Annotated in this window: 10 protein-coding genes and 1 pseudogene; 7 read left to right on the top strand and 4 right to left on the bottom strand. The window is 58.9% G+C overall.

Annotation, left to right across the window (positions count from 1 at the left end):
* Positions 1-110: 110 nt before the first annotated feature.
* Together purU and GHN92_RS19860 are read left to right on the top strand one after the other, a co-directional pair.
* Positions 111-959: a formyltetrahydrofolate deformylase gene (gene purU, locus GHN92_RS19865; protein ID WP_095001795.1), complete on the top strand. Its 849-nt coding sequence runs from the start codon at positions 111-113 to the stop codon at positions 957-959.
* 52 nt (positions 960-1,011) lie between these two features.
* A complete protein-coding gene (locus GHN92_RS19860; RefSeq protein ID WP_095001794.1) occupies positions 1,012-1,191 on the top strand; it encodes a hypothetical protein in 180 nt (59 codons plus the stop codon).
* Here GHN92_RS19860 and GHN92_RS24475 read toward each other — a convergent pair.
* The gene (locus GHN92_RS24475; protein WP_372239756.1) at positions 1,188-1,952 is read right to left on the bottom strand and encodes a methyl-accepting chemotaxis protein; all 765 of its coding nucleotides are present in this window, start codon (positions 1,950-1,952) and stop codon (positions 1,188-1,190) included. The two genes, GHN92_RS19860 and GHN92_RS24475, sit on opposite strands and share 4 nt — an antisense overlap.
* A 90-nt stretch (positions 1,953-2,042) precedes the next feature.
* A pseudogene (locus GHN92_RS24470) lies at positions 2,043-3,077 on the bottom strand (cache domain-containing protein); the annotation flags it as partial.
* Between the two features lie 195 nt (positions 3,078-3,272).
* Here GHN92_RS24470 and GHN92_RS19850 point away from each other — a divergent pair.
* Positions 3,273-4,757, top strand: coding sequence for a helicase HerA-like domain-containing protein (locus GHN92_RS19850; protein ID WP_095022951.1), 1,485 nt, complete (start codon positions 3,273-3,275; stop codon positions 4,755-4,757).
* A 64-nt stretch (positions 4,758-4,821) separates the two neighbouring features.
* Here the strand turns inward: GHN92_RS19850 and GHN92_RS19845 are convergent, their stop codons facing one another.
* The gene (locus GHN92_RS19845; protein ID WP_095001791.1) at positions 4,822-5,280 is read right to left on the bottom strand and encodes a DUF721 domain-containing protein; all 459 of its coding nucleotides are present in this window, start codon (positions 5,278-5,280) and stop codon (positions 4,822-4,824) included.
* Between the two features lie 307 nt (positions 5,281-5,587).
* Between GHN92_RS19845 and secA the strand changes: the two genes are divergently transcribed.
* The 4 genes from secA (at position 5,588) to GHN92_RS19825 (ending at position 11,349) form a co-directional block, all read left to right on the top strand.
* A complete protein-coding gene (secA, locus tag GHN92_RS19840) occupies positions 5,588-8,341 on the top strand; it encodes a preprotein translocase subunit SecA (RefSeq protein ID WP_095001790.1) in 2,754 nt (917 codons plus the stop codon).
* Positions 8,342-8,456: 115 nt separating this feature from the next.
* On the top strand, positions 8,457-9,674 hold the full coding sequence (gene argJ / locus GHN92_RS19835; RefSeq protein WP_095001789.1) for a bifunctional glutamate N-acetyltransferase/amino-acid acetyltransferase ArgJ: 1,218 nt from the start codon (positions 8,457-8,459) through the stop codon (positions 9,672-9,674).
* Between the two features lie 101 nt (positions 9,675-9,775).
* A complete protein-coding gene (locus GHN92_RS19830; RefSeq protein WP_138738474.1) occupies positions 9,776-10,408 on the top strand; it encodes a glutathione S-transferase in 633 nt (210 codons plus the stop codon).
* Positions 10,405-11,349, top strand: a complete 945-nt coding sequence (locus tag GHN92_RS19825) for a Nudix family hydrolase (protein WP_095021329.1) — start codon at positions 10,405-10,407, stop codon at positions 11,347-11,349. The genes GHN92_RS19830 and GHN92_RS19825 overlap by 4 nt, the downstream gene beginning before the upstream one ends.
* Before the next feature lie 159 nt (positions 11,350-11,508).
* Here the strand turns inward: GHN92_RS19825 and GHN92_RS19820 are convergent, their stop codons facing one another.
* Complete coding sequence (locus GHN92_RS19820; RefSeq protein ID WP_095001786.1) at positions 11,509-12,090, bottom strand: cob(I)yrinic acid a,c-diamide adenosyltransferase; 582 nt, start codon at positions 12,088-12,090, stop codon at positions 11,509-11,511.
* Between the last annotated feature and the right edge of the window lies 1 nt (position 12,091).

Below are 12,091 nucleotides of genomic sequence, written 5' to 3'. Positions count from 1 at the left end.
CTTCGGTGCGCGACCCGATGGCGCAGGTGCCGAGCTGTAACGAATACTGCAGTTTTGCTGCGCACTCGCTAGAATGGCGGCCTTAGTAAAGTTTTTGGAGTTTTCCCCTCATGCGCACTTTTCGGTTGGTGATTGCGTGCCCCGACGGCGTCGGCATTGTCGCCAAGGTCAGCAATTTCCTTGCCTCCCACAATGGCTGGATCACTGAAGCAAGCCACCACTCGGACGACCAGAGCGGTTGGTTCTTTATGCGTCACGAGATCCGTGCCGATTCCCTGCCGTTCGGGCTGGAGGCGTTTCGTGAGGCATTTGCCCCGATCGCCGAAGAGTTCTCGATGGAGTGGCGCATTACCGATACGGCGCAGAAAAAACGCGTGGTATTGATGGCGAGCCGCGAATCCCACTGCCTGGCAGATCTGCTGCACCGCTGGCACAGCGATGAACTGGACTGCGATATTTCCTGCGTGATCTCCAATCACGACGACCTGCGCAGCATGGTCGAGTGGCATGGCATCCCGTTCTATCACGTACCGGTTGACCCGAAGAACAAGGAACCGGCTTTCGCCGAAGTCTCGCGTCTGGTCAAGCACCATGCTGCCGAAGTGGTGGTACTGGCCCGTTACATGCAAATCCTGCCACCTGACCTGTGCAGCGAATATGCCGGCCAGGTCATCAATATCCACCACAGCTTCCTGCCATCGTTTGTCGGCGCCAAGCCTTATCACCAGGCCTCGATGCGGGGCGTGAAGCTGATCGGTGCAACCTGCCATTATGTGACTGAAGAGCTGGATGCCGGTCCTATCATCGAGCAGGACGTGGTACGTGTCAGCCACAGTGACAGCATTGAGGATATGGTGCGTTTCGGCCGTGATGTCGAGAAAATGGTACTGGCCCGTGGCTTGCGTTATCACCTTGAAGATCGCGTACTGGTGCATGGCAACAAGACTGTAGTGTTCTGATCGACACCGTGGGAGCGAGCCTGCTCGCGAAGGATTGCCGGCGGAGGATGTGATGAGCGATCCACTCGACAAGGCGACATCCAGTGCTCCACCGACCTTGGGTGAGGGCTGTCTGAGTCGCTATGACCCGGATGCCCTCAGCCCCGAGGACGGCACCGACTTCCCCGGTGCCGCCGAGCTTTGGGCGCAGGAGCTAGACGCTGCAGGCATGCAGCGTGTGCCTGAAGCCTAAATCCTGAAACTGCCCACCAGATGCTTCAGGCGGGCAGCCTGCTGTTCCAGATCGGAACACGCGCGAAGGGTTGATTGAAGGTTTTCGACGCCTTCCTGATTCAGCGTATTGATCTCGGTAATGTCCATATTGATCGACTCGACCACCGAGGTTTGTTCCTCGGTTGCCGTGGCGACAGACTGGTTCATGCCGTCGATTTCACCAATGCGTTCGGTCACGCTGATCAGACGCTCGCCCGCGCGGTTGGCGATTTCCACGCTGTCCTGGCTGTGACGCTGGCTTTCTTCCATGGTGCTCACTGAGCCTCGGGCACTGATCTGCAATTCTTCGATCATTTTCTGCACTTGCTGCGCCGATTCCTGGGGGCGGTGTGCCAGGTTGCGCACTTCATCGGCGACCACGGCAAAGCCACGCCCGGCTTCGCCAGCACGAGCTGCTTCAATGGCGGCGTTAAGGGCCAGCAGGTTGGTTTGCTGGGAAATGCTGGTGATCACCTCCAGGATTTGACCGATATTCACCGTCTTGTCGTTAAGCGACTCGATATGACCGCTGGAGGTGCCAAGCATTTGCGACAGCTTCTGCATCGAGCTGATGCTGCGTTCGACCACTTCCTGGCCTTCCTCGGCAAGGCCGCGAGCATCGCTGGCCTGGTGCGAGGCCTGGGCGGCGTTGCGGGCGATCTCCTGTGCGGCGGCGCCCAGTTCGTTGATAGCAGCGGCGACGCTACTGGTGCGGCTGGCCTGTTCGTCAGAGTTGAGCATCGATGAGTTGGAAGCGCTGACAACCCGCAGGACCACCTCGTTGACCTGGCCGGTGGCCGAGGCCACTTCGCTGATGGAAGCGTGAATGCGCTCGACAAAACGGTTGAATGCGCTGCCCAGGGTACCGAATTCATCCTGGGACTCCACCATCAGGCGGCGCGTCAGGTCGCCTTCGCCTTCGGCAATATTCTGCATGGCGCGGGTCATCACGTGCAGCGGTTGCATCAGCAGGCGAATCAACAGGCCGAGCAGGGCGATGATCGAAACCACGGCGATAACCGTGGCAATGATTGCCGAAGTACGGAACTCACTGAGCGCTGCGAAAGCCTGCTGCTTGTCAACCGACAGGCCGATGTACCAGTTGGCTGAGCCCAGCCCTTTGATCGGGGTGAAGCTTACGATCCGGGTTTTGCCATTGGCCTGGATCTCGCTGAACGCAGTGGTGATCGCGGGAGTGTCCTGCGGATAGATGTCCTTCAGGTTCCTGGTGGCCAGGCTCTTGTCCGGGTGCACCAGGATTTCGCCGTCGGCATTGATCAGAAAGGCGTAACCCATGCCGTTGAAATTCAGCGCGTTGATGCTGTCGGTGATGGCTTGCAGGGTCATGTCGGCGCCGACCACACCCAGGGTTTGAGAGCCCTTTTTTACCGGGGCCGCGATGGTAATGACCATCTGTCCGGTGGCAGCATCTATATAGGGTTTGGTCAGGCTGGAGCTGCTGCTGTTGAACGCATCCTTGTACCAGGGCCGGGTGCGCGGGTCGTAGCCGTCAGGCATCTTGCTGTCAGGGCGAATGGTAAATCCGCCTTGGCTGTCACCAAAATAAACCGACATAAAGGTACTGCTCAGGGTTTTTTGTTCCAGCAGGCTGGCCACCTGGGCGGGCTCTGGAGTCAGGGCGATGGATTCAGCGAGGTTTTGCGCCAGCAGGATCCGGCCACCGAGCCAGGTCTGAATGTTATTGGCCGTGACACTGCCCATCTCGTGCAGGTAGTTGTCCAGGTTGTTGCGGATGGCGTTGCGTTGCAAGTAGTCGTTATACAGCGTAAATAGCGAAAAGGCGGCTATTACGATCAGGGACGCGGCAAGCAGGATTTTATGACTGAAACGCAGGTTTTTATTCATGGCTTGAAGGGTCCGCTAAGGTCTAAAAGTGTGCGACATACACTCTGGTAAAACGCGCGCTCTACACAGCACTGCCTGAACAGGGCAAGTTGGCTGTTGATCAAGCCGCTTTACCACGCTAAATCCGGTTTTATGTGGTCTAGCATTCAGTGTGTATCGACCCGCGATCGCTAAAGATTAATCAAAGGTGGCAAAATGCCTGACTCTTCTGCTCTAGTAATCGGCGCTGACCTTTCGGCTCAGCCCATCGCGCAGTCCTTGCGCCTGGCCAATCGCCACGGTTTAGTGGCGGGAGCCACGGGCACGGGTAAAACCGTTACGCTTCAGCGGCTGGCTGAACAGTTCAGTGATGCCGGGGTGGCCGTCTTCGCCGCCGACATCAAGGGTGACTTGTGCGGCCTGGGTGCGGCCGGCAATCCCCAGGGCAAGATTGCCGAACGGATCGCGGGAATGCCCTGGCTCAATTACCAGCCCAAGGCCTATCCGGTTACTTTGTGGGATATCCAGGGCAAGACGGGTCACCCATTGCGCACGACCCTGAGTGACATGGGGCCGTTGCTGCTGGGCAGCCTGCTGGAGCTGACCGACAGCCAGCAGTCGGCCCTCTATGCCGCCTTCAAGGTGGCGGATCGGGAAGGGTTGTTGCTGCTTGACCTTAAAGACCTCAAGGCACTGCTCAATCACCTGCGTGACAACCCACAAGTGCTTGGCGATGACGCGGCCCTGATGACCACGGGCTCCAGCCAGGCGTTGTTGCGCCGTCTGGCAACCCTTGAGCAGCAGGGTGCAGAAGCCCTGTTTGGTGAGCCGGCACTTCAGCTCGACGATATTTTGCAGCCCGCCAGCGACGGGCGCGGGCAGATCCATCTGCTCGATGCCAGCCGCCTGGTGCATGAAGCGCCCAAGGTCTACGCAACGTTTCTGTTGTGGTTGCTGGCGGAGCTTTTCGAACAGTTGCCCGAGCGCGGCGATGCAGACAAGCCTTTACTGGCGCTGTTTTTCGACGAAGCGCATCTGTTGTTTGCCGGTACGCCAAAAGCATTGCAGGACCGGCTGGAACAAGTGGTCAGGTTGATTCGTTCCAAGGGTGTAGGGGTGTATTTCGTCACTCAATCACCGGCGGACTTGCCCGATACGGTGCTGGCACAGTTGGGGTTGCGTATCCAGCACGGGCTGAGGGCCTTTACGGCCAAAGAGCAGAAATCCCTGAAAGCTGTGGCAGACGGCTTTCGCCCCAATCCGGCATTCAGCGCGCTGGCCGTACTGACGGAGCTGGGCACGGGGGAGGCTCTGGTGGGCATGCTTGAGGAAAAAGGCACGCCGGCGATGGTTCAGCGGGTGCTGATTGCGCCACCGCAATCGCGTATAGGCCCGCTGACGGAGGCCGAAAGGGCTGCATTGATCAGCCGTTCAGCGCTGCAGGGGCGTTATGACAAGCCCGTTGATCGAGAGTCGGCTTATGAAATCCTCATGGCCCGCAAAGGCGTGGCGCCGCAAGATCAGGCGCAGACACAGGCTGCACAGCACGAGCCGGGGTTTCTTGATCAGGCGGGAGACTTTTTGGGCACGACAGCAGGCAAGGCCTTGCAGTCGATGGCGCGTCAGGCGGCGGGTCAGATGGGCCGTCAGCTGGTGCGCGGGCTGTTGGGGTCGTTACTGGGTAACAGCAAGCGCAAATAAATAACAAGACTGCAACTGTGGGAGCGAGCAGGCTCGCTCCCACAATGGGGCTTGATCAGGAGGATCAGTCGGGTTTTGGCCGCGCGTGGCTGGCCAGGCGTTCAAGGGCCGCGCGCAAGGCCGGGTCGGTAATGCCATCGGCCGTTGCCTGGATGGTCTGGGCGGCATCGACGGACAAATCCAGCGTATGCCCCGCGACCTTGGCCTGTACCGTGGGCGGCTGCACCTTGAACAAAATGCGGGTCAGGCTGGCGAACTCGTCGAATGCCTGCAGTTGGCGCAGCAGGCGCTTTTGCTGATAGCGCAGGCGAGTGGCCCAATGGCCGTCGGTCACGATCAGCAACAAACTCCCTTCACGCCATGAGGCAACGTGACAATGCTCCCTCGCGGCGGGCTGAAGCTGGCTTTCAAGCAGGCGTTGCAGGTGTGCCAGGCGCTTGGCATGGCCGAAAATAGCTTTTAGGGGCTTGGCCTCGCGGAGCAGGACGGAGGGTGCCCGTGCTGGATGTGGGCGAAATGCCATGTTCAAACACCTGATAAAACAGAGCTGCAATCTTAGCAGATGCCTGCCTCTCACTGGTCCGGGCTAAGGTAAATCTGAATTTATTTATGAAATCAATGAGTAACTTCTTGTGCAAACGGGTTGAAGTTCAGCAAAAAGCCCTTATTTTAGGGAGGCCCCTTCACAACGCAGTACCAGTATCGTGGAATAACGCCACTTTCCTCACCGCCGTTTCCGGGTAGAATGCTCGTTCGCATGCGGCCATCAGGGCTGCTCGGGCGACTCTCGGGGCCGCCCTCCATCCCTATGTGTGGAAGATCCTGCCGATATGTTTGCGCCTTTGTTAAAGAAACTTTTTGGAAGCAAGAACGAGCGCGAAGTTAAACGCATGCTCAAGACAGTACAGGTCGTCAATTCCTTCGAAGAGCAGATGGTTGCCCTGACCGATGAGCAATTGCGCGCCAAGACCGAAGAGTTCAAGGCCCGCATAGCCAAAGGTGAGACCCTCGACCAACTGCTGCCAGAAGCCTTTGCGGTCTGCCGTGAAGCCGGCAAGCGTGTCATGGGCATGCGTCACTTCGATGTACAGCTGATCGGCGGCATGACCTTGCATGAAGGCATGATCGCAGAAATGCGTACGGGTGAAGGCAAGACCTTGGTAGCAACCCTGGGCGTTTACCTCAACGCATTGTCGGGCAAGGGCGTTCACGTGGTAACCGTGAACGACTACCTGGCTCGCCGGGATGCCAACTGGATGCGCCCGCTCTACGAGTTCCTGGGCCTGACGGTCGGTGTCGTGACACCGTTCCAGCCACCTCAGGAAAAGCGCGAAGCCTATGCTGCCGATATCACTTACGGCACCAACAACGAGTTCGGTTTCGATTACCTGCGTGACAACATGGCTTTCAGCATGGAAGAAAAATTCCAGCGCGAGCTTAATTTCGCCGTAATCGACGAAGTCGACTCCATCCTTATCGATGAAGCCCGTACTCCGCTGATCATCTCCGGTCAGGCTGAAGACAGCTCCAAGCTGTACATTGAAATCAACAAGCTGATCCCGCGCCTTGAGCAACACATCGAGGAAGTGGAAGGCGAAGTCACCAAGGCTGGCCATTTCACCATCGATGAAAAGACCCGCCAGGTTGAGCTGAACGAAGCCGGTCACCAGTTCGTTGAAGACATGCTGACCCAGATCGGCCTGCTCGCCGAAGGCGAAAGCCTGTACTCGGCGCACAACCTGGGCCTGTTGACCCACGTGTACGCTGCACTGCGCGCCCACAAGCTGTTCCATCGCAACGTTGAATACATCGTTGAAGACGGTCAGGTATTGCTGGTCGACGAACACACTGGGCGTACCATGCCGGGTCGTCGTCTGTCCGAAGGCCTGCACCAGGCGATCGAAGCGAAGGAAGGCCTGAATATCCAGGCAGAGAGCCAGACCCTGGCCTCGACCACCTTCCAGAACTACTTCCGCCTGTACAACAAGCTGTCGGGCATGACCGGTACAGCAGACACCGAAGCGTTTGAATTCCACCAGATCTACGGTCTGTCGGTAATGGTCATCCCGCCGAACAAGCCGCTGGCGCGTAAAGACTACAACGACCTGGTGTTCCTCACCGCGGACGAGAAGTACGCGGCGATCGTGGCCGACATCAAGGACTGCATGGCCAAGGGTCGTCCGGTGCTGGTGGGTACGGCAACCATCGAAACCTCCGAGCACATGTCCAACCTTCTGAAGAAGGAAGGCATCGAGCACAAGGTTCTGAACGCCAAGTTCCACGAAAAAGAAGCAGAAATCATTGCACAGGCCGGTCGTCCGGGCGCGTTGACCATTGCAACCAACATGGCCGGTCGTGGTACCGACATCCTGTTGGGCGGCAACTGGGAAGTGGAAGTAGCCTCCCTGGAAAACCCGACACCTGAGCAGATCGCGCAGATCAAGGCCGACTGGCAAAAACGTCACCAGCAGGTGCTGGAGTCGGGTGGCCTGCATGTGATCGCTTCCGAGCGTCACGAATCGCGCCGTATCGACAACCAGCTGCGTGGCCGTGCCGGCCGTCAGGGTGACACCGGTTCCAGCCGTTTCTACCTGTCGCTGGAAGACAGCCTGATGCGTATCTTCGCCTCTGATCGGGTGAAGAACTTCATGAAGGCCCTGGGCATGCAGTCCGGCGAAGCGATTGAGCACCGCATGGTGACCAACGCGATCGAGAAGGCCCAGCGCAAGGTTGAAGGTCGCAACTTCGATATCCGCAAGCAATTGCTGGAGTTCGATGACGTCAACAACGAACAGCGTAAAGTGATTTATCACATGCGTAACACGTTGCTGGCAGCCGACAACATCGGTGAGACCATCGCCGACTTCCGCAAGGATGTACTGGACAGCACCGTAAGCGCTCATATCCCGCCACAATCGTTGCCGGAACAGTGGGACGTCAAAGGTCTGGAAGCGGCCATCGAAAGCGGCTTCGGGGTGAAACTGCCGATCCAGCAATGGCTCGACGAAGATGATCACCTGTACGAAGAAACCCTGCGTGAGAAGCTGCTGGCTGAATTGATTGCAGCTTACAACGAGAAAGAAGAGCAGGCCGGTGCTGAAGCACTGCGCACGTTCGAGAAGCAGATTGTGCTGCGCGTTCTGGATGACCTGTGGAAAGACCACCTGTCGACCATGGACCACCTGCGCCACGGTATCCACTTGCGCGGTTATGCGCAGAAGAACCCGAAGCAGGAGTACAAGCGCGAGTCGTTCAACCTGTTCTCCGAGCTGCTTGATTCGATCAAACGCGACTCGATCCGTGTGTTGTCCCACGTACAGGTTCGTCGTGAAGACCCGGTCGAAGAGGAGGCGCGCCTGCGCCAGGAAGCTGAAGACCTGGCTTCGCGCATGCAGTTCCAGCATGCTGAAGCGCCGGGCCTTGACCAGCCGGAGGCAATGGCCCAGGTGCTGCAAGGTGCTGACGTCGAAGATGTTGTGGCGGCAACCGAGCCTGTTCGTAGCGAGCAGAAGCTGGGTCGCAACGAGCTGTGCCACTGCGGCTCGGGCAAGAAATACAAGCACTGTCACGGGCAAATCAACTAAAGCCCGCTTCACCTGCTGAAACACCTGCGCCGCGACCGGCATTAGCCGTCGCGGCGTTTTACCATTGAATTCCCGTCCTTTTGCGGCGGCGCACAGAACTTTTTAGGAGCGCGTCATGGCTGTTGGTCTTGGTCCTTTGCCTGTTTTGCACCCGGTGGCCGGTTTTGAACTGGGTATCGCTTCTGCCGGTATCAAGCGCGCAGGGCGCAAGGACGTGGTGGTTATGCGCTGCGCCGAAGGCTCCAGCGTGGCGGGTGTTTTCACCCTGAATGCGTTTTGCGCGGCCCCTGTGATTCTGGCCAAACAACGTGTGCAAGGCCCGGTTCGCTATTTGCTGACCAACACGGGCAATGCCAACGCCGGTACCGGTGAGCCGGGGCTGATCGCTGCAACCCGGACCTGCGCCAGGCTGGCTGAACTGACCGGCGTTGATGCCAGTGCCGTGCTGCCGTATTCCACCGGGGTGATCGGCGAGCCACTGCCTGTCGAGAAGATCGAAGGCGCATTGCAAGCCGCGCTGGACGATTTGTCCGAGAACAACTGGGCCGAGGCTGCAACCGGCATCATGACCACCGACACCCTGCCAAAGGGTGCCAGCCGTCAGTTCGAGCATGAAGGCGTAACCATCACCGTGACCGGTATCAGCAAGGGTGCGGGCATGATTCGTCCAAATATGGCCACCATGCTGGGCTACATCGCCACCGACGCCAAAGTTGCCCGCGACGTGTTGCAAAACCTGCTGCTCGACGGTGCGAACAAGTCGTTCAACCGCATCACTATCGATGGCGATACTTCGACCAACGACTGCTGCATGCTGATTGCCACCGGCAAGGCTGCCCTGCCTGAAATTACAGAAGCCAGCGGCCCGCTGTTTGCCGCGTTGAAACGGGCGGTGCTGGAAGTCTGCATGGAGGTGGCGCAGGCCATCGTGCGTGACGGTGAGGGTGCGACCAAGTTTGTCACCGTTGAAGTAAATGGCGGCGCCAATCACCAGGAGTGCCTGGACGTGGGGTACACCGTTGCACACTCGCCGCTGATCAAGACCGCGCTGTTTGCCTCGGACCCGAACTGGGGCCGCATTCTGGCTGCAGTGGGCCGCGCAGGCGTGCCGGATCTGGACGTCAGCAAGATTGACGTGTTCCTGGGTGAAGTGTGCATTGCCAGCGGCGGCGCCCGTTCGGCCACTTACACCGAAGAGCAGGGCTCGGCAGTGATGGCTCGCGAAGAAATCACCATCCGCATCGAATTGGGTCGTGGTACCTGCAGCGAGACTATCTGGACCACTGACCTGTCCCACGAATACGTGAAAATCAACGCCGAGTACCGTACCTAAGTCGTCTCGACATCACGGGGTTGTCAGCCGATCCTGCGCGGGCAGCACCGTGATGCCTTGAGGGCATCAGATTTACCCCCTAATTCTCAAGGTGTCTGTGTATGAGCTTCCACCTGATCATTGGCGACAAGTTGCACTCTTCGTGGTCCCTGCGTGGCGCACTGGCGCTGGATCTGGCGGGTGCTGCCTACACCGAGACACTGATAAAACTGGGTCAGCCGGATACCCGGGCACTGATTCTGCAACACTCGGCAGCGGGTAAAGTACCGTTGCTCAAGACCGAACATGGCACCATCGCTGACTCGCTGGCGATTGCCGAATATCTGAATGAGCGTTTCCCTGCGGCCCAGTTATGGCCTGCAGATATCAAGGCACGGGCCCAGGCCCGATCGGCCTGTGCACAAATGCACAGCGGCTTTTTTGCGTTGCGGGGCAATCTGCCATTTGATTTGAGCCATGATCAGGCGCTGGTACCCATGCCGGCCGAGGCTCAGGCCGACATCGAGCGCATCATTGCCTTGTGGGCAGAGTGCCGTGCTGTGGCCAGCGAACGCGGGCCGTACCTGTTCGGGCGGTTGAGTGTGGCTGATGCGTTTTTCGCGCCGGTGGCTGTGCGCCTTCGCACTTATCGCGTGGAGCTGTCAGCAGAAGATCAAGCGTATATCGACGCCATTTATCAATGGCCTGCGTTCAAAGCCTGGCAACAGGCCGGATTAGAGGAAGTACAAGGGTGAAACGAGTTCATGTGGCTGCGGCCGTTATCCGAGGCACAGACGGCAGCATTCTGATCGCTCGTCGCGCTGACACTCAGCATCAGGGCGGTCTGTGGGAATTTCCCGGCGGCAAGGTCGAGGCCGGGGAATCGGTCGAAGCTGCACTGGCGCGCGAGCTGAAAGAAGAGTTGGGCATTACGGTCGAGGTGGCCCGGCCCCTGATCAAGGTTCAGCATGACTATCCGGATAAGCAGGTTCTGCTGGATGTATGGGAAGTTTCGGCGTTTTCCGGCGAACCTCATGGCGTAGAAGGTCAGCCACTGGCTTGGGTCAGTCAGCGCGAGTTGGTGGACTACAGGTTCCCTGACGCCAATCAGCCCATTGTGGCCGCTGCCCGCTTGCCCGATCAGTACCTGATCACACCGGATGAGCTGGAGACCCCTGAGCTGTTGCGCGGTATCCAGAAGGCGATTGCAGGCGGGATCAGGCTGATTTCGTTGCGTGCCCCCAATGGGTACGACCCCAAGTACCGCGACCTAGCGGTGGACGCGACCGGCTTGTGTGCCGGCAAGGCGCAATTGATGCTCAAGGGGCCGTTGGAGTGGTTGGGGGATTTTCCTTCGGCCGGCTGGCATCTGACGGCCGCGCAATTGCGCAAGTACGCCGCCAAGGGTCGGCCATTGCCAAAAGACCGCTGGCTGGCAGCTTCATGCCATAACGCCGAGGAGCTGGCGCTGGCTGAACAGATGGATGTGGACTTCGTGACCCTGTCGCCGGTGCTGGCGACGCAGACCCACCCTGATGCACAGCCACTGGGCTGGGAGCAGGCGCAGCAATTGATCGCCAATTTCAGCAGGCCGGTATTTTTGCTGGGTGGGCTCGGCCCGGATGATCGCCAGCAGGCGTGGCAGATCGGTGCCCAGGGCGTGGCGGGTATTCGGGCGTTCTGGCCGCAGGTTTGATGTGATTCGGAGGCTGTTGCGGGTCCCGCGACGGCATGCACGTTCTGTTGGTTGTGGGAGCGAGCCTGCTCGCGAACGACCTTCGCGAGCAGGCTCGCTCCCACAGATTCAGTTTTTCCTGTAGTCGCTGACGAGTAGAGCGACTACAAATGAACGACATCAAGCCTTTGGTTTGGCTGCCGCCTGCCACAGGATCTCTGCAACCCCCTGGCGCTTGGCAATCAGGCGCGCGGCGACAAACAGCAAGTCAGACAAGCGATTGATATACGCCAGCCCCACACCTGCCAGTGGCTCCAATGCATTGAGCTGCTGGCAGCGGCGTTCGGCACTACGTGCCAGGCTGCGGCAAACATGGGCCTGGGCTATCAGGCTCGAGCCGCCGGGCAGAATGAAGTTCTCCAGTGGCCCCAGCTCCTCATTCCAGCGATCGATCGCAGTTTCAAGCCGTTCGATCTCGGCAGCGTTAAGTGCCTGATATTCCGGCATCGCCAACTCACCCCCCAGGTCAAACAAACGGTGCTGACACGGCTCAAGCACCTCGATCAGCTCGTTGAGCCCCGGCTGGCTGGCACTGTGCTCGATGAGCCCGGCCAGGAGCAGGCCGACCTGGCTGTTAAGCGTATCGACTTCGCCGATGGCTTCTATGCGCGGGTGATCCTTGGGCACACGGCGACCGTCGCCAAGCCCTGTTTCGCCCTTGTCGCCGGTGCGGGTATAAATTTTCGATAAGCGAAAGCCCATG

Source organism: Pseudomonas sp. FSL R10-2964, assembly GCF_009600035.1.
GTDB classification, from domain to species: domain Bacteria; phylum Pseudomonadota; class Gammaproteobacteria; order Pseudomonadales; family Pseudomonadaceae; genus Aquipseudomonas; species Aquipseudomonas bubulae.
Note: the sequence above shows the minus strand (reverse complement) of the source record. Positions and strands in the feature narration are given on the sequence as shown.